Origin of the sequence: Sporomusa aerivorans, assembly GCF_041428895.1 — a bacterium.
Lineage (GTDB): Bacteria > Bacillota > Negativicutes > Sporomusales > Sporomusaceae > Sporomusa > Sporomusa aerivorans.
This window is the reverse complement of record NZ_CP156926.1, coordinates 5,067,251-5,085,893: the sequence shown is the minus strand read 5'-3', so window position 1 is coordinate 5,085,893 and position 18,643 is coordinate 5,067,251. Positions and strand designations below refer to the sequence as shown.

At 47.5% G+C, this 18,643-nt stretch carries 16 protein-coding genes and 1 riboswitch; of the genes, 12 read left to right on the top strand and 4 right to left on the bottom strand.

What is annotated here, in order from left to right; translation table 11 throughout:
* Nucleotides 1-48: 48 nt before the first annotated feature.
* Entirely contained in the window at nt 49-777 is a 729-nt protein-coding gene (locus SATMO3_RS24435) for an HD domain-containing protein (protein ID WP_371372570.1), read from the top strand.
* Nucleotides 778-1,028: 251 nt separating this feature from the next.
* On the opposite strand, the gene SATMO3_RS24430 is transcribed toward SATMO3_RS24435, so the two are convergent.
* Nucleotides 1,029-3,197, bottom strand: a complete 2,169-nt coding sequence (locus SATMO3_RS24430; RefSeq protein WP_371372568.1) for a UvrD-helicase domain-containing protein — start codon at nt 3,195-3,197, stop codon at nt 1,029-1,031.
* Nucleotides 3,198-3,424: 227 nt separating this feature from the next.
* On the opposite strand from SATMO3_RS24430, the gene SATMO3_RS24425 reads away from it, so the two are divergent.
* A complete protein-coding gene (locus tag SATMO3_RS24425) occupies nt 3,425-4,738 on the top strand; it encodes an ammonium transporter (RefSeq protein ID WP_371372566.1) in 1,314 nt (437 codons plus the stop codon).
* Between the two features lie 158 nt (nt 4,739-4,896).
* Here the strand turns inward: SATMO3_RS24425 and SATMO3_RS24420 are convergent, their stop codons facing one another.
* The 3 genes from SATMO3_RS24420 to SATMO3_RS24410 all read right to left on the bottom strand — a co-directional run bounded on the left by SATMO3_RS24420 (nt 4,897) and on the right by SATMO3_RS24410 (nt 7,552).
* Nucleotides 4,897-5,055, bottom strand: coding sequence for a hypothetical protein (locus SATMO3_RS24420; RefSeq protein ID WP_371372564.1), 159 nt, complete (start codon nt 5,053-5,055; stop codon nt 4,897-4,899).
* A 45-nt stretch (nt 5,056-5,100) separates the two neighbouring features.
* Nucleotides 5,101-6,333, bottom strand: coding sequence for an EAL and HDOD domain-containing protein (locus SATMO3_RS24415; protein ID WP_371372562.1), 1,233 nt, complete (start codon nt 6,331-6,333; stop codon nt 5,101-5,103).
* A 226-nt stretch (nt 6,334-6,559) separates the two neighbouring features.
* The gene (locus SATMO3_RS24410; protein ID WP_371372560.1) at nt 6,560-7,552 is read right to left on the bottom strand and encodes a diguanylate cyclase domain-containing protein; all 993 of its coding nucleotides are present in this window, start codon (nt 7,550-7,552) and stop codon (nt 6,560-6,562) included.
* A gap of 507 nt (nt 7,553-8,059) precedes the next feature.
* On the opposite strand from SATMO3_RS24410, the gene SATMO3_RS24405 reads away from it, so the two are divergent.
* The 10 genes from SATMO3_RS24405 (at nt 8,060) to SATMO3_RS24360 (ending at nt 18,053) form a co-directional block, all read left to right on the top strand.
* Nucleotides 8,060-8,587 (top strand): V4R domain-containing protein, encoded by a 528-nt coding sequence (locus tag SATMO3_RS24405; RefSeq protein WP_371372558.1) that lies wholly within the window; start codon nt 8,060-8,062, stop codon nt 8,585-8,587.
* A gap of 41 nt (nt 8,588-8,628) precedes the next feature.
* A complete protein-coding gene (locus SATMO3_RS24400) occupies nt 8,629-10,242 on the top strand; it encodes a PAS domain S-box protein (protein ID WP_371372557.1) in 1,614 nt (537 codons plus the stop codon).
* Between the two features lie 242 nt (nt 10,243-10,484).
* Nucleotides 10,485-11,912: an MFS transporter gene (locus SATMO3_RS24395; RefSeq protein WP_371372555.1), complete on the top strand. Its 1,428-nt coding sequence runs from the start codon at nt 10,485-10,487 to the stop codon at nt 11,910-11,912.
* 125 nt (nt 11,913-12,037) lie between these two features.
* A riboswitch (TPP riboswitch) is annotated at nt 12,038-12,148 on the top strand.
* Between the two features lie 161 nt (nt 12,149-12,309).
* Nucleotides 12,310-13,536, top strand: a complete 1,227-nt coding sequence (gene cytX / locus SATMO3_RS24390) for a putative hydroxymethylpyrimidine transporter CytX (RefSeq protein WP_371372553.1) — start codon at nt 12,310-12,312, stop codon at nt 13,534-13,536.
* Entirely contained in the window at nt 13,500-14,312 is an 813-nt protein-coding gene (gene thiM, locus SATMO3_RS24385; RefSeq protein WP_371372551.1) for a hydroxyethylthiazole kinase, read from the top strand. Before cytX ends, thiM begins: the two co-directional genes overlap by 37 nt.
* Nucleotides 14,305-14,946, top strand: coding sequence for a thiamine phosphate synthase (gene thiE / locus SATMO3_RS24380; RefSeq protein ID WP_371372549.1), 642 nt, complete (start codon nt 14,305-14,307; stop codon nt 14,944-14,946). Before thiM ends, thiE begins: the two co-directional genes overlap by 8 nt.
* 91 nt (nt 14,947-15,037) lie before the next feature.
* Nucleotides 15,038-15,427, top strand: a complete 390-nt coding sequence (locus SATMO3_RS24375; RefSeq protein ID WP_371372547.1) for a YkvA family protein — start codon at nt 15,038-15,040, stop codon at nt 15,425-15,427.
* 30 nt (nt 15,428-15,457) lie between these two features.
* Nucleotides 15,458-16,369 carry a flagellin lysine-N-methylase gene (fliB, locus tag SATMO3_RS24370; protein WP_371372545.1) on the top strand — a complete coding sequence of 304 codons (912 nt, stop codon included), beginning with the start codon at nt 15,458-15,460 and terminating at the stop codon, nt 16,367-16,369.
* A 136-nt stretch (nt 16,370-16,505) separates the two neighbouring features.
* The gene (locus tag SATMO3_RS24365) at nt 16,506-17,357 is read left to right on the top strand and encodes a transposase (RefSeq protein WP_371372543.1); all 852 of its coding nucleotides are present in this window, start codon (nt 16,506-16,508) and stop codon (nt 17,355-17,357) included.
* Between the two features lie 276 nt (nt 17,358-17,633).
* On the top strand, nt 17,634-18,053 hold the full coding sequence (locus SATMO3_RS24360) for a nuclear transport factor 2 family protein (protein WP_371372541.1): 420 nt from the start codon (nt 17,634-17,636) through the stop codon (nt 18,051-18,053).
* The last annotated feature ends 590 nt before the right edge of the window (nt 18,054-18,643 follow it).

Sequence of the window (18,643 nt, the reverse complement as noted above, 5' to 3'; positions counted from 1 at the left end):
GCGTTACCGCAGTCATGCCGGAACCTGTCTTTTTAGGAGGCGATTCGTTTGGCCGAGCTTGCCTACTTGTATGAATGGTTCAGACAGTATGCCCGCTCTTATTATACCGAGGATGCCCTCGTTATGGAGGGGGTGCGGATTAAGGAGATACACAGCCAGCGCGTGGCTGCCAGCGCCCTTAAGCTTGCAGAACATTTGCAGCTTACCGGGCGGCAAAAAACAATTGCCGAGGTCATTGGTTTATTTCATGACATCGCCCGTTTTCGCCAGATTACCGAATACCGAACTTTTGTTGATGCTCAGTCCTTTGATCATGGGGATAGGGGTGTGACGGAATTGGCGAAAACCAATATTCTGACAAACTTCACCCGGGAGGAGCAGGAAACAATCAACTTTGCCGTAACTGCTCATAATAAGATGATAATTCCGCCTGCCAACGCAAACAAGGAATTGTTTGCTCAGATTATCAGGGATACCGATAAGCTTGATATCTTCCGGGTGCTGCCGCCGATACAGGCCGGGCATGATTATTCGCCCAAGCTGGTAAAACAACTACAGCAAGGTAAGTTATTATCGTATAACGATGTAAACACCCTGGCCGACAAGCGGCTAATCCGTCTAAGCTGGTACTATAATATTTATTTTGACTGGACCCTGCGCCAGCTAGTTGATGAAGGCCATCACCTGCGACTACTGGCCGCTTTGCCGGCGACTGAGGAATTTCAGATCATTGCCGGAACGCTGGAACGTTATCTTGCGACAAGACTGCAAAAGTAATTTGACTCGGAAATTTTTATATAAAAACTCCCGCTTCGGCAAGCGGGAGTTTTTTGTTCTCCTGATAGAAAGTATAACTTTCGCCTGGATAAGGCAACAGCGGCTTCCTCTTTTGCCAAAGGCTCGGCGCAAGCCGTGTTTTCTTTATCGTTCTCCTGTAAGAAAGTATAACTGTTCTCCGGGATAGAGCAGCCGCGACTTTAAGTTTTGCCAAGGACCGGCGCAGACTGCTTTTTCACTGGCGTTGAGCATTAGCCAAGCAGCGGTGTCAGCCGTCCCTGGTGGAAAATATGCAGATAATACATGGCCCGTGATACCGCGACATACAACAGCTTGGCATCCTGATAAGCTGCTGTAAATTTTTGCTCAGAGGCGTTCCAGATGATGACACCGTCAAATTCAAGGCCTTTAGCCAGTGAGATGGGGGCAACTGTAATACCGCCATGGTAGCTTAAGGCGCTGCCGGTGATAAGATTGAGCTGGGTGAGTTCCGGCGCGGCAGCCTGCAGGCCTTGGTAAAGTTTCAGGCTGTCTGCTTCCTGTTTGGTCAGAATACCGATCGATTTGCAGCCTAGCTGCCGGAATTCATCAATAACCGCAAGCGTGCGGCGTAAGGCATCCAGGGCGGAGGGCGCCGGCTCTATGACCGGCTGCCGGCCGATTTCATAGACGGGAATGGCTTTGGAGCGGCTGGCCGGGAGAATTTTATTAAACAGCCCGACAATTTCCTTGGCAGAGCGATAACTGTAGTTTACTTCATAATAGCGGTATTTGGCGTTGGCAAATACATCTTTTAAAAGTGCCTGCCAGCTGGTGAGCCCCCGGTCGGTATGAATGGCCTGGGACATATCGCCCATAATGGTAAAGGAACTGTTGCGGGACAGGCGGGTCAGGACAATGTATTCCAGCGGGTTTAAGTCCTGGCCTTCGTCAACGGCAATATGATCAAACTGTTCGACATGCGTAAGACCGTCCAGAAGATATTTAAAATAACAAAGCGGCGCCAGGTCCTGGGATTCAATGCAACCACTGCCCAGGGTGGTTAGGGTGTGGGATTGCAGCAGTTCCATATCCACACCGTGGAGCTTGGCTTTACGCCAGGCCTGCTTGTCCTGAAACAGTTCAGTATAACCGTCTAATAGTTCGAGAAAAGGCCATTTAACGCAATGCTTTTCCACAAATGCTTCGCCTTCGGCGCTATACCTTTTGGCTGTCTTCTCATCGGCCCGCGCCTCACCGCGTTTGTACCTGGCCTCATACACTTCAATAAAGTTTCTTACCCGGAAGCGGATATACCGCTGTAGTGAGCGCAGCCGTTCGTTATAAGGTATACTGGCGCCTTCGACTACCTTTTCCAACTGCTGTTCCCGGCTGATAATGAGGTTTCCGTCAAACAGGCTGATCTCCTTAAGCTTAAGACAAAACTTTTCCAGTTGCCTGTCCAGGAAGATTTCCATAACCTTGATAAAGTCCGGTGTTCCTTTCCATCTGACGGCAGTCGCCAGCGGCTCGGCGGTTGCTGCCGGCCCGCAGATGGCTGGTTCCATTTGCATAATGGCCGCCGCCAGGTCCTGGAAAGTGGTTTGTCTAACATCCTGGGCGTCAATTTCCGGCAGCAGGTCGGAGATATAATCGAGAAAAATTTTACTGGGAGCGACAATGACCAGTCTGGCCGGATTGAGTTTTTCGTTGTAAAGCAGATAGGACAAACGGTGCAGGCCGATGGTGGTTTTACCGGAACCGGCTACCCCCTGGATGATGGTGACCTGGTTTAGGGGTTCACGGATAATCTGATTTTGTTCAGAGCGGATCGAGGTAACAATGTCTTTAAGCCGGTCGCCGGCTCCTTTGAGCAACCGCTCTAGGAGAAAAGGGTCGGCAATCAGCGACTCTTGCTGGCGGGACATGAGCTTGCTTAAAATGTTGTCTTCAGACATCGAGATAAGCTGACCGTCCTCAATTTTGTACTGCCGTTTCAGACTAACATCGCCGGTATAGGTATAGCGGCCCAGGACTTCATAACTGGCGCGTCCGTCCTGCGCCTCATAGAAGATGGTAGAGACCGGATCACGCCAGTCAAACACCAGGATATCTTTGACGCTTTCAATGTCCAGTCTGGCTACTTTAGTCCGGCCGATATAGTACTGGTCAAATTCGGCGGCGCCGTCTTCGCGAAAATCGACCCGGCCAAAATACGGGTTGTCCAGCGCCTTGGCAATGTCGGCTGCTTTATAGGCATGATCGCTTTTCATCAGTGAATGGACGTAGGCGCTGACCTCATCCTTTTTCGACAGGGACTGGTTAATTTTATGTACGCGATCATCCATATCATGCTCTAAATCCTTAATGATCTGCTGCATGGCCTGGATGGTTGCAGCCAAATGCTGTTCTTCGGCGGGGAAGTCCGGATGGTTTTTCATAGTTACCTCACGTTATCATGAAAATAGGCGCTGATTAAATACAATGCGGTTGATAGTATGTTATTATACTATAAAACGAAATTTAATTCTTAAAAAGTATTGTAGAAAAAGTATTGTATGCTATAATATAACTTAATTTCATACTCATTTGGCAAAGAAGCCGGTGACACTAATGCGTATATAGCATTAGTGTTGCTGGTTTTTTATTTTTTACCGAGGAAGGTGACATGATGGAATTATCGCTTGGTTCTCTGGCAGCCGGTATTGATACCGTGTGGGTATTGTTGTGCGCTGCCCTGGTGTTTTTGATGGAAGGCGGTTTTGCCGCTCTGGAAGCCGGCTTTGTTCGCAGTAAGAACTCATTGAATATTATTATGAAGGTTATTATGGACTGTACCGTTGGTATATTGGGGTATTTTGCAATCGGGTTTGCTTTGATGTATGGCCTGGATAAAGCCGGCGTCATCGGCTGGTCGGGCTTTTTTCTGAAAGGCGATATGGAGTATTTAGGATTAAAAATACCTGTATACGCTTATTGGCTGTTTCAGGCAACCTTCGCTATCGCCATGGCCACCATTGTGTCCGGTGCGGTGGCTGAGCGCATGAAGTTTATGCCGTATTTAGTATTTTCCTTAGTTGCGACTGCTTTTATTTATCCTATCGCCGGGCATTGGGTATGGAGCAGCGGCGGCTGGCTGAATAAACTGGGCATGCTGGATTTTGCCGGCTCGGCCGTAGTGCATGCGCTCGGCGGCTGGGCATCTCTGGCGGCTGTCATGGTGCTGGGGCCGCGGACGGGCAAGTTTGGCAAAGACGGTGCTGTGCATGTATTGCCAGGCCATAATTTGCCGCTGGCTGCCCTGGGAGCCTTTCTACTGTGGTTTGGCTGGTTCGGGTTCAATCCTGGCAGCACCTTGTCCGGCTTAGACATGAATATTGCCCGCATCGCCGTAAATACAAACCTGTCGGCGGCGGCCGGCGGCACCATTGCTGCTATTTATACAGCCGTTAAGTGGGGCAAAGCCGATCCCAGCATGGCCATTAACGGGGCGTTAGGCGGCCTTGTGGCCATAACGGCCGGTTGTGCTTATGTTGAGCCAATCAGTGCAATTGTAATCGGCAGTATAGCCGGGATGCTGGTGGTCTTTGCCGTACCGTTCTTCGACCGTGTGCGGGCCGACGATCCGGTGGGCGCTATTGCCGTACATGGGGTTTGCGGCACGTTTGGAGCCATCGCCGTCGGAATTTTTGCCGAAAACGGCGGTCTCCTGTATGGCGGCGGCTGGGGTTTGCTAGGTATTCAGATTCTAGGTGTAGCCGCTATATCCTTGTGGGGGTTTGCTGCGACCTATGCCCTGTTTAGCGCTCTTAAGGCGACTGTCGGTATCCGGGTATCTGTGGAAGAGGAAACCGAAGGCCTGGATATGAGCGAGCATGGCATTACAGCCTACAGTGACTTGGAATGCAATCCACTTACCGCTTTGGGGCCGGTGGCAGTTGCCAAGCCGCTGCCTGTGGTACAGCATCAGCTTGCGGAGTAGAAATTCGTAAGAATATTTTTTATCCTGATAGAAAGTATAACTTTCTATCAGGATAAGGGCAACATCGCTTCCACTTTCGCCAAAGGCTCGGCTGAGGCCGTGTTTTCTTTATAATTAACACGAAAGAGGCTGTCATTGAGGCAGCCTCTTCTGTGTAGTCAGGAGTACGGCCGAATTAAAGGATTATCCATGGTTTCTTTATATTCGGCGACTTTGCTCTGGTTGGGGGATAATTTAGTCAGTTTATTAAGTTCCGCCTGGGTAGCCTGACTTACGACTGAGCTCATTAACAGAGTTGCTAACTTTTGTGCTGACATTTGGTACCGGTTTCATCCCGGATATTTTGGCAAAAGTGCAGTAGCTTATCCATTGCATATAATGACATCGTGTGCCCATAACAGTGATTCACGGTATGATTTTAAAACATCATGATCATTTACTCCCATTTGCTTTGCGAAACTGGAATATGTCTCCCAATCCCCTTTTTCATAAGTCTGAATTACTTTGTATAGCATCGAAAACTCACTAGGGTCTTTGCCAAGGAGAGTATTTTTAACCTCATCATCAAGGGGGATTTCATCAAGTATTTCGGATAGTGGACGGTCCAGCAGAACATCAATATAGGAAAACATACCCATCAGGAAGGCATTAGACATCCGGGATTTCGGCATTTTATTTGCGGCGAGATTTTCTGCAAATCGTGCGCGGATCAGGGATTGCAGTGTTAGTTCCCCGGGTTTATTACTGCTGACACCTTTTAACGCCAGCAAAGACACCCATTTTTTCAGTTCTTTTTGGCCTAGCAGTGTCAGGGCCTGCCGTAATGAACTGATTTTGTTGGCGAAACCGAATAAGGGTGAGTTGATAAACTTCAAAAGCTTGTAAGATAGAGAGACATCCTTTCTGATAATGTCTTCAATTTGACCGAACTCTAATTCGGGACGGCTAATTTCCCGCAAGATATGGAAATAGTTCGCTTGGTATCCTGAAAGATTTCTGCCAGACATAACTACTGGCTTAGAAAAAAAATAGCCCTGAAAATAAGAATATCCCATCTGGAGCGCCTCTTTGAATTCTTCCTGCGTTTCCACTTTTTCAGCCAAAAATTTGACAGAATAACCTTGCAAGCGCTGAATAAGCTGCCTTTTTTCTTCTGATGATGTGGCGCGAAAATCCACTTTGATGATATCGGCTAGCTCCACAAGGGGGATATATTCCGGAGAAAAAACAAAATCATCCAGAACTAGTAAATATCCTTCCTTTTTCAATTTCCGGCACGCACGGACAATCTCCTCAGTAGGGACAATATCTTCCAGGATCTCTACGGCAACCAGTTTGGGGGGGAGGATAGCGGGAAGCTGTTCTTTAAGTGAGTTGGCCGTAAAATTAATAAAGGCTTTTTTGCCATTGGTCAGAGTTTCTATACCAATTAGTAAAAAGCTATTCACAATAACATCATGAGTGGCTTGCTCACCATCTGTTTCCCGGTAGATATTATGAATTTTATTGCGAAACAGCAGTTCATAGCCAAATACTTTTAAATGAGCATCAAAAATAGGCTGGCGGGCCACATGCACATCTGTTGCCTGTGCCATAATAATCTCCTTTTCGATTCAAAATATACATTTCAAAGGATCGTTCAATCTCCTGGTTGTACATAAGCTGGAGCTAAGTACTAATGAGCACTATCTCCAGGCGATAGTGCTTCAGGAGAAGGGGGGCATAATATGCTGCGCATAACTGGCAGCCATAACCAGATCATGCCGCCATAATGTATCTATTACGGGTTTAAAATACTGTCTGTCAGTAGTCCTGGAAAACTCACTCTGTTCTTGCCGGACGCTTTGCCTTATACATGGCGGTATCGGCGTATCTGAGCAACTCGGCGGGACTGTTGCCGTGCTGTGGATATATAGCAATTCCGAAACTGGCACTGATCATAAATTCTGTGCCTTCAACGGCAAAGGGAGAACGGACGGCCGTATTCACCTGTTCTACATAGTCAAAAATATCGGCGGCCTGGAGCTGACGATGAATAATCAGAGCGAATTCGTCGCCGCCAAAACGACCCAGTATATCGTCCGGGTGAATCGCTGTCTTTAATTTCCGGGCAGCATACTGTAAGGCCAAATCGCCGGCATGATGTCCCAGGGAATCATTAATGTTCTTGAAATTATCCAGATCAATGAACGCAATGGCAAAGCCGGCGTTTTTGTTCTGGGATCGACTGATTAAAAGCTGCAGGCGGTCGATAATCATCCGGCGGTTCGGCAATTCTGTCAATACATCAAAAAAGGCCAGATAGCTAAGTTTTCTGGCCTTTTTGTTTATGGACCGGTTAGCTTCCTGTAACTGTTTATTGTGTTTAGTTATTACTTCTTCAGTAATGGCCTGCTTATTGATCTGCTTTCTGAGTTCATTCAGCCTGCGCTCCTGCCGGTCGTTCCAGCGAGCAATGATGGTGATGGTGATAATTGTACCCAGGGGAACTGCTATGACCGGCACTATAGGGATTGTCCCGGTCAGCCAAAGGCTGGCAGCTGTCAGGCCTGGTATTATACTGAAAACAACTGAAATTATATATCCTTTTTTTTTCAGACTAATAACCAGATAAAGGGCAAGTATGATCTGCAATTGAATAATAATCACGACAAATGCCGGGAACAAGGTGCTTATCTGAAAATACACTGTTATTGCATACAAAAACAAGCCGGTGGCTCTTTTTATCCAGGCAGCGGCCTGTTTTTCACAGGGCGGTTTAATGTTGGTCTGATAGCAGCCAGGACAGCCGCTGTCAGTTTTGTCTGGGGTCATACAGCCTCCTTTCTTTTGACGCGGGGTGAGGACGACTGCTTAAAATGTAGGACAAAGAACTAAAGAATACGCACAGATCAAAATATGAGCATGAATAGTCTGAATTATTTTCTGCAGGCCAGTCCGATTTGAATTTGAATAGCGATGGTTACCAAATATAATTCAAACTTTAGAGCCTGAACAGAATTGGGCTCTGCGGATATTTTACGAAAAATGAGAAAATGATGTATAGTATTCTTACCAATTATCCTAATACGACAATGATCAGTCTGCAAAAAAATCGCTTACCTATAATTATGACGGCCGCTAAACCTCTCTTCAATCTCTCGGCTATGCAGTCATACGGGTAAAATACTACAGAACACTATCCTTCAAGGATAGTGTTCTGTAGTATTACGGAGACAGTCTCTTTTATTTTAAATGGTAATTGCAGGATTCACGCAATTAATGTCAAAACAGTATTTAGTTCAATGAGTCAAGATCGTTAGGAAAGAAGGTAAGATGGTAATGCAAAAATATAAATTTAATTGGGAACTGTTGGGCGATGTTGAAGGAGGCCGGCCGAATCTGGGACCGATGGTCAGGACCGAGGTTTACCGGCTAATGCAGTTTTGCTTTCGTGATGTTATTGAGCAAGCTTATGGTTCTGAAAATACAGATACATTATTTTATAAAGCCGGACTGCTAGCCGGCCAGCAATATTACCGGAATGTTTTTGCGCCCTATGGGGATTTTGCTGATTTCAGCGATTTTATTAAAGCGCTGCAGGCCAGTCTTGCTGAAAAACATATCGGGATTCTACGCGTCGAAGAGGCGGATCATGTTCAGGGAAAATATGTGCTTAGTATTGCTGAGGATTTGGACTGCTCCGGTTTACCGGAACTTGATTATGAAATATGTGTGTATGACGAGGGCTTTATTGCCGGTCTTTTTGAGGGCTTCACCGGTAAAGCATTCACAGTGAAAGAGGTTGATTGCTGGTGCACAGGCGATCGGACCTGTCGGTTCGTGGCTGAAATTGCCAATGACCAATAAGGCGCTCCTGGAATCGAGACTTATCCGAGGAGGCTGTGTCAGTGAATCAGGAACTGAATACCGAATTAAATGAGATAATAACGCTGATCAATCATGTTTTACAAAGGAGAGGTATTCCTGCAGAACTTACCGGACATTTTCAGCAATATCCGTCCCTGGAGAAATTGGTTAAGGAGCTTGAGGCACTTTGCGAGTTTGCTGTGGCCTTGTCCGCAGGGGATTTATCGCAGACTTTGCAGATGCGCGGCTATTTTCCCGGGGCACTGAAAGCTCTGCAGTCAAATCTCAGACATTTGGCATGGCAGACCAGCATGGTGGCTGCGGGCGATTATAGCCAGCGTGTTGATTTCATGGGGGATTTTTCCCAGTCTTTTAATACAATGATTGTGCGTTTGCAGACAGTGACTGAAAATGAGCAGCGATACATCGCTGAGCTGGAAAAAAGTCAGGCGGCTACTGCGGAGAGTGAGCGGAAATACAGGCTGATAGCCGAGAATACCGGTGACGTAATTTGGTTGATGGACGAGGCAATGGAGATCCGGTATATGAGCCCTTCCATTGAAAAATTATTGGGTTATACTCCCGAAGAGTTTCTAGGAAAAGCAGTAAACGCAACGCCACTGCCCTTTTTGCAAGATGTTTTTCAGAAAGCCGGTGCACTGCTGACAGGGACTGACGCCAGCAATCAATCGCTGGTTTTGGAAAGTGAACAAGCCCGCAAAAACAAGAAAATAATCTGGACCGAATCTCTGGTAACAGTTGTTAGAAATAATGCGGGCGCTTTTATTGGCTTTCTGGGCGTCACTCGTGATATTAGTGAACGCAAGAATAGTGAAAACCTGTTGCAGCAGGCTTATGAACGCAGGCGAAAATCTGAATTTTTTAATCAGCTTGCATCTTCTGTACAAAGTAATGATGCCGGAATTTTTGATTTAGCCTGGCAGAACAAGATTAGTATTCCCAAGGACTTTTCTCTCTTTCTACTCGCCATTTCTAATCTGGACACGCAGGCTGACGCTGACGGCAACCTGCACCGAAAGCAGCAAATGCTTGATGTTGTGGTGGATTTCCTCAGCCGGAAGGAACATACTGTCGCCTGGGAGAACGTAAAAGGCATTGGTGTTATTAATTCCGCTTTAGCCGGTGCCGGCCGGAAGGATAAAGAACTGGGTTTGGCCCGGGAGTATCTTAAAGATATATCTTTATACTTTCCGAATCTACAGGTTCGTATTGGTATTGCCAATTATGCCGCGGGCTGGTCGTTTTTTTCCAACCGCCTTGATAATGCCGAAGCTTCACTGCGAATTTCAGAAAAGGTCTGGCCGGCGCAGATGATATGTCATTATGAGGATTGTGGCCTTTATCGGGTGCTTGCTCCGTTTGCCGGGAGCAGGGATGCCGGTGATTATGTCGGCAAGCTACTGGGTCCGTTGATTGAACATGACCAAACGGACGGAACGGATTTGCTTGCAACACTGGAAAAAATCCTGACAGGTCTGAGTTTTAAGGAAATAGGCGCGCAAATGTATTTGCACCATAAGACTATTCAACTCAGAAAGCAGCGGATTGAGCAAATATTAAACCTGTCGCTTGATTCGCACGAAACACGCATGGCTCTGGCCACGGCTATTCAACTACAGAAGATAATAGGCTGATCCGGCCGTCTTTTTAATGCTTTTGATTTCCTATCATAGATTATGGATTCAAAAGTATTTTTGTCCGCTGTTGGGCTGGGGAATTCACTGGGCCGATTTTCCAGATAATCTGGCCGCCGACGATGGAATTTCTCAAAAGAATAGCTGGCAAACTAAGCCGGAGGAGATACAGCGTTGCATTACATGGCGGGTATTAAGCTGCCGGATGCTGCTATTAATATGCAAATGAAAGGGGTTTCCGGGTGCAAGAAAAACTGCAACAGCTTAGTTTTTATAAATGGCTGATCTTTGGAGTTGTTGGCACAGGCAGTTTTATGGCGACGATGACATCATCCATTGTTAATGTAGGTTTGCCGCCGATTACGGCGGCGCTTCACACCGATATTCCCACTGCGCAATGGGTGGTTACCGCTTACCTCTTGGTAATTACCAGCCTGCTGCCGTTAATGGGGCGTCTGGGCGACGTACTGGGGCGGCGCAAGGTATATGGCTACGGATTTATCGGTTTTACGGCCGGCTCGCTGCTCTGCGGCCTGGCCAACTCCATCGGCCTGCTCATTGGGTTCAGGGTGTTGCAGGCTGTAGGCGCTTCCGCCTTAATGGCCAATGCCATGGCCATTGTCACAAGCAATTTTCCACCGCAGGAGCGGGGCAAGGTATTGGGCATGATCGGCACAATTGTGGCCCTGGGCAGTCTGAGCGGTCCGGGACTGGGGGGAGTGCTTGTCGAACATGTCGGCTGGCACGCCATATTCTTTGTTAATCTGCCTGTCGGTTTATTAGGTTTTATCGGGGTGTATCTGGTTTTGCCGTTTGACCGGGATATGCGCCGGGAAACTATCGACTATTCAGGGGCCGCCTTATTTACCGCAGCGATGGTCGGTTTTTTACTGGCTTTGAGCTACGGTACCGAGTGGGGCTGGCTGTCGGTGAACACCTTAGGCTGTATCGGTTTTGCCGTGGCTTCGTTCCTTGTCTTTGTTGCCCAGGAACGAAAAGTGGAGCACCCCATGCTGGAATTGTCTATATTTCGCAATTGGGCCTTTACAGCCGGTAATTTGGCCGGGGCGCTCTCTTTTACCGCCATGTTTACCAGTACCATGCTGCTGCCTTATTTTTTGCATGACGTACTTAGCTATTCGCCGGCCAAAACCGGGCTTATTATGTCGGCCTTTCCATTAATGATGGCGATTACCGCGCCTCTCAGCGGCTCTCTGTCCGACAAGGTCGGTCCCGGCATTCTGACAACAGCCGGCCTGGGGCTAATGGCGTCCGGGCTGCTAATTACGGCCAAACTTAGCAGCGGATCATCGCTGCTTGCGATTATGGCCGGGCAGGCGTTGATGGGGCTGGGGAACGGCATGTTTCAGTCACCCAATAACAGCAGTGTAATGAGCGCTGTTGCACCCCGGTATTTGGGGGTGGCAAGCGGGGTAAACGCGCTTGCCCGGAATTTTGGCATGGTATGCGGTACCGCGCTTTCCGTCTCAATTCTGGAATACCGGCGCGCCGCGAGCTTAAGCGGCATCAGTCAGCCGACACCGGCAGAGCAGACGCTGGCGTTCATGACCGGCTATCACGATGCCCTGCTTGTGGGTGTTTTCCTGGCAGTTATCGGGTCCCTGGTTTCCTTCAACCGCCCGCGCAAGGCAGTTCCCGGCAGAACATAAAAAAGCGCAAGCCGGATAGAACTTGAAATTGAAAAAAATAATTATTTTGAAATTTTTTCCATAATATATTGCGCAATTATTGAAACCAGTGGAAAGATATGCTACTATAATACTAAAAAGAATACCCGTGTTTCATGGGGAGCTGGAGAGGCCGGCTGAGATATAGATCTGATGAAATCTATGACCCTTAACCTGATCTGGGTAATGCCAGCGTAGGGATGTAACAGAGCAACAACATACTCTGAAAGCGCATCTTTACGGATGCGTTTTTTTATATTTTAATTTATATGAAATCCAATAAAGAGTTCTTTTATGCGGACAGGGATTAGCTTTACCTACTCCGCGCATGTAAATCTTTATTGGATACTATTATATTTAGAAAGCAGAGGGGATTTATGTGGCGAAAAAGAGTACATTGGGGTTCAATCATTATTTGTTTCTCTGGTTTGGCGCGGCGATATCCATTGCCGAAATACTGACAGGCGGGCTCCTGGCTCCTCTCGGTTTCCAGAGCGGTGTGGCGGCGATTGTCCTTGGCCATCTGGCGGGGACAGGCATTTTAGTGCTGGCCGGGCTGATTGGGACGCAGGAACGGATACCGGCACTGGTGTCTACCCGGATTTCTTTCGGTAAATACGGCTCTTATTTGTTTTCGGTGTTAAATGTCCTGCAACTGGTCGGCTGGACGGCGGTTATGATTATTACTGCCGCCCGCTCGGCCAATGAAGTCAGTAAAATATTGTGGGGATTGGATCAGCTTACGCTTTGGAGTGTTGGAATCGGCGGGCTGGTTATGCTCTGGATCGCGCTTGGCCGGGAAGGCGGCATGAAGAAAGCCAATATGGTGGCGGTATTACTCCTCTTAGGCATTACCATGGTGCTAAGCAGTGTTGTGTTTAAGGACAGCTCCGCGCTATTTGCGCCGGCGGCCGGCGGCATGTCTTTCGGGCAGGCCGTGGAATTAAGCGTCATTATGCCGCTGTCCTGGCTGCCCTTGATTGCCGATTATACGCGCTTTGCCAAGAGTAAAAAAAGTGCGGCCTGGGGCAGCGGCCTTGGCTACTTTATCGGCAGCTGCTGGATGTATATCATTGGCCTGGGAGCAGCTATTATTGCCGGCAATTCCGAGCCTTCCGCCATGCTGCTGGCAGCTAATCTGGGGCTATCGGCCATGGGAATTATTATATTGGCAACCGTTACGACCACTTTTTTGGACGCTTACTCGGCAGGGGTCAGTTTTGCCAATGTATATCCCCAATTCAATGAGAAGAAGGTAGCCCTGGTTATGACGGTAATTGGCACTATGCTGGCTCTGTGGTTTAACATTGAACAGTACGAGCATTTCCTTATCGCAATCGGTTCGGTGTTTGCACCGCTGTTTGCCATTTTGCTAACCGAGTATTTTATTGTTAAAAATCGCAAAGTGCAGGATGCCGTATTGGTCAACTGGGGTGCGCTGCTCGTCTGGGGCGCCGGGGTCGGCTTGTATTACCAGTTTATCGAGCTGGATTTTGCCCTGGGCGCTACCATCCCGGTAATGCTTATTACCGCATTACTGCATAAAATCTTATGGGGGTATACGAAACAATGGACTTACTGCAAAAGATATCCGATAGCCTCGTAACGCTAAAAGAAAAGAAACCCTTAGTGCATCATATTACCAACTATGTGACGGTAAATGACTGTGCAAATATAACCTTGGCAATTGGCGCTTCGCCGGTGATGGCCGACGATATTGGCGAAGTGGAAGAGATGGTTTCGTTTGCGTCCGCTCTGGTCCTGAATATTGGTACTTTGAATTCGCGGAGTATCGAATCCATGGTGGCTGTTGGCAAAAAAGCCAGGGCAAAGGGCATTCCTGTTGTCTTTGATCCTGTCGGTGTGGGGGCCACAGCGCTGCGGACGGCTACCGCCAAGCGGATCATCCGGGAGGTGGGCCCGACCGTGATCCGCGGCAATATGTCGGAGATAAAAATAATAGCCGGTCTGGATGCCGATATTAAAGGCGTCGATTCGGTTGCCGACGAGGCCGATGGGGCTCAGGTGGCCGGAAATCTTGCGCAAAGAGTGGACTGTGTCGTTGCCATTACCGGCCAGCAGGATATTATTGCCCAGGGTGAGCGGCTATGCCGCATCGACAATGGTCATGCCATCATGTCACAGGTAACCGGGACAGGCTGTATGGCTACTTCCCTGATTGCCTGCTACTGTGGCGCGACCGACGATTGGTTTTCCGGCGCGGCGGCCGGGGTAATGACCATGGGACTGGCCGGGGAACTGGCCCGGCAATCGCTGAAGCCGGGAGAGGGAATTGGCACTTTCCGGATGCGGCTGTTTGATGCGGTGTGGGCCATGACGCCTGAAGCGGTAAGGAAAGGTGGGCGGATTATCCATGAATAGAGCGGCTGTTGACTATTCGTTATACCTAGTAACCGACCGGGATCTGCTTGGCGCCAAGGAGCTTGTCGCAACAGTGGAACAAGCTATCCGGGGTGGTGTTACGGTGGTACAGATTCGGGAAAAAAATCTGCCAACTTTGGATTTTTTCCGGACGGCGCAGGCCATAAAAGACGTCACCCTAAAATACGGTGTGCCCCTCATTGTTAATGACCGGGCCGACATTGCCCTGGCGGTAGATGCGGATGGACTGCACATCGGCCAGTCTGACCTGCCCTTAACCGTGGCCCGGCGCCTGCTGGGACCCGATAAGATTATCGGCGTATCTGCGGCAACTTTAGAAGAAGCCCTGGCGGCGCAAAACGAGGGGGCCGATTATCTGGGCATTGGCGCTATCTATCCCACCAATACCAAATACGATGCCGACCAGGTGAGTTTAACTGAACTGGCAGCAATAAACAATAAGGTAACCATCCCGGTTGTTGCTATTGGCGGGATTAATGGGAATAATATCTGTGATGTTATAACGGCAGGTGCCGCCGGGGCAGCTGTAGTTTCGGCCATTGTCGCAGCTGAAGATCCCTGTAAGGCCGCCGCTGCCCTTGACCAAATGATAAAGGCGGCCCGGCGAATTTAAATAACCGCCGCGAATAGTAGGTATATATGTTACAATTAAAGTACAAGGTTATGCACAACTATGACACTAGGGGAATTAGGCAGGTGATACTGTGATCAAGGCAGGGAGGTTGTTCCGTTTCTGGGCCTGGCTTAAGATTTTTCGGGATAATGCCGTAATCTTATTTTATGCCTGGCGGCATCCGCTGACCCCTAATTATGTTAAAGGCTTGCTCACGGCTCTATTGCTTTATGTTGTCAGCCCGATTGACTTATTGCCGGACTACTTGCCTTTGCTGGGGATTGCCGATGATGCCGGCCTCATTGCCGGCGCCGTGCTGTATTTGACCAAGTTGCTGCCGGCCAGTGTAATAGACGAGAGCAGGCGCAAAAGTGAAAAGTGGGCCCGGCGCATGCCGTATATTCTGGCGATACTGGCCGTGGCGGCCGTAGCCTGGATTGCACTGGTTGTTGCCCTGTTCCATAAGGTTTTTTTCTCCTGATGTAAGAAACAATTGCTGGGTAGGGAAGTTATGTATATATACACCGATATTGTTAAGCAGTTTGCCTGTGAGATGTGCGGACTGTGCTGCCGCAATCCCTGGCAGGTGACAGTTGGCGAACAAAGCTATTATCGGAATGAACGGTTATTTGCCAGTAGCGGACGGGAAGCGGAATTCTCCCGGGCGTTTGTCAGACTGGACAGTGAGGCCGGTTTCGGAGAATATGCTTATATTGCCAAACAGCCGGGCGGCGGTTGCTGGTTTTTGGACGCGGACAACCACTGCCGGCTGCATAAAGAAGCCGGCCACAGCCACCTTGATGCTGTCTGCCAGACTTTTCCCCGTTACCCGATGAGTACCGCCCGGGGCATTGAGCTGACGCTGAGTTTCAGCTGTCCGGCCGTGCTGAAACTGGCCGACCGGGAAACGGCGCTGACTATTGTTAAAGACGATGCGCAGCCGATAGAATTCCCGGCAGACAGCTTTGCCGCGGAGGTTTATCCGCAGCAACAGCCGGCCAGAAAGCCCTTATACTACTACTTTGAATTGGAAACACACTTTATCGATATTCTGCAGTGCCGGTCGCTGCCGCTTGGCGAGCGTTTGGACTTTCTGGCCCAGACGGTACAGGCAGTAAATGGTTTGCGTCAGGATGAAACAACAGGCCGCGAGCTTAACATCCTGTTTAACCGCAATTACGACTGGCTGGAAGGACTTGCCGCTGCATCGCCCTCGCCGGCGGCCGCCGGCGGTAGCTGGCTGTTGGAAAATTATTTGGTAAGCTTTATATTTAAAAAGCCTTTTTATATTTTCGGTCTGGAAAAAGCCCTCATGTTACTTGGACATATCTGGAAGCATATCGCGGCTGCCGACGATATAACCAAGACCATTATACAGCTTGAGATTCAATACGGTCATGACAGACAGGCGTTGTGGCGTTGATAGAAGACGGGATTGCCCTGCAGTGTTGCAGTGGCAATCCCGTTTTTGGATACGTAGGGTCAGGCTTGAGTTATTTCAAATTGACTTATAATAGATGGTCTGTTAAGCTGAGAGAAAGTAAGATTGGCAGGTGAGAATGGTGGCAAGAAAACTAAGAGTACACTACGAAGATGCAATCTATCACGTAATAGCTAGAGGAAATAATAGGGAGCGGATATTTGAAAGAGATGAAGAAAAAGCAAAATATTTAGAGATCTTAGCAGACTATAAAGAACGATATGATTTTCGATTGTACGCTTATGTAATTATGGACAATCATGTGCACTTACTGCTCCAAGTAGGAAAAACTCCATTGGCAAAAATTATGCAAGGCATTCAACAGAGATATACACAGTATTACAATTGGCATCACAAACATAGTGGCCATGTATTTGAACAACGCTACAAGGCTTTTCTATGTGAACAAGAGAGTTATTTAATGGCTCTTATATGTTATATTCATCAGAATCCAGTACGGGCAAATATACTGGAGGGAATAGACTATAGATGGAGCAGCCATCGATCATATGTTAGAAGAGCGCAGGGGTTAGTAAATGTGGAATTTATATTGGATACATTGAGTTCCAATCCTGATAAGGCAATGGAGCAATACCTGAAACTGGTGGGGATAGTCATTGAAAACACAGAATATAAAAATGAAAGCGAACAAGGGGAAGAAGAACGGAAACCCCTTCTAAAAACAGAAGTGAAAAAGATACGGACGGTTTTAACATGGGACCAGCTAGTAGCGAAAATTACTGTAGAGGAAAAAGTGAATCAAGAGCAATTGATAGGAAAGTGTCGAATACGGCAGGTGGTAGCAGCCAGAAAACGACTTATTTATGAAGCAATAGAGAGAGAGCTAATGACAAGGACGCAGTTAGCCAAAGTATTACAAATTGATCCAGCCAATATTACAAGGATGTGGCAAGAGATAATTAACAATTGAGGGTGAAGAGAAATAAGTCAATTTTATACATAACTCAAGCCTGACCCTATATCTGCCTGACCCTATATCTGCCCGGCACCAGTGCCGCCGGTGCGTAGCACCGGGCAGAATGGTAAAATGGTGGACAAATATGATTTGAAGGAAACAATAAAAAAGATAATAATAAGAATGTGGCAAAAATTTATCATAAATAATTGTTTTTTTGCTGCCAATCAATATATAAATGATGGTGTGAATACGTAATAAAAATATGCTTGATGGCGAGGGAGGATAATAATGGAGACTTGTATCTTTTTAGAACATGGTGAAAAAGACACGCAAATTGTTAAACAAGTAAAAAATCTTTATCAGGCTTTAAAAGCGAATGATAAAGAGGCTATTGCTAAAATACTTGCGGACGATCCGGTCTGGGATGTATCCCCAGGGTTTCCCTATGGTGGAGTTTATACCGGAATGGCTGAAATATTTGGATCTTTTTATTCAAAACTTCGCAGCCAATTTAGCGGTTTTGGGGCTACACCTGAAACTTTCATTGATGGAGGGGATGTTGTTACTGTACTGGGATTCTACAATTTTGATAGTAATCAAGATAATTCAACCAAGTTTGTGCGTTTTTCTCACACCTGGAAGATTAATGATGATGGGCGAATAAAGGGCGTATGGCAAGTAGCTGATACCGCACAGTTTATTTTCTAATATTAAAAGAGCGTAATAACACTGTTTATGGCAAGCTTTTAGGAAATACATAAGTTAGCAAAACGTGGCATAATGTTGGTGGTTGCATCATTTTGCTATACGAATGTGATCAATAAAAAGTCGGAAATCCCCTTTTTTTGAGGATTACCAAAACCTAGTCAAAATGGCCAGCGCCCAGGGCGCGACAGTTGGCCGGAAGTAGCCAACTGTCAAATATCTCTCAGATCGAGAAGGGAGAGTTATGATTGAAAAAATGCCTACAATGTGGCTCTGATAACATAGCTGAAAATGTGGATATAAATATCAAGAACGTAGATGGTGGAGTCGCCCGGATCGATGCACTGTATAAACGCACGGGGATTTTGTCCTTTATAAACAAGAAAGAAACAATAAAGTTTAATATCTGTAGATGTTGCGGTAATGTACAATTATCAGTCGATACACCGGAACGGGACTGGATAATTGTACCGAACAATAAACAAAGTAAGTCTGAGTAGCCCAACTGTCTAATGACTGCGTTTCAAATTAGGAGGAACTATCGAGATGGGACAATCGGAGCTCAGCAATCCGCTTGCAAGTGCGCTTGCCAA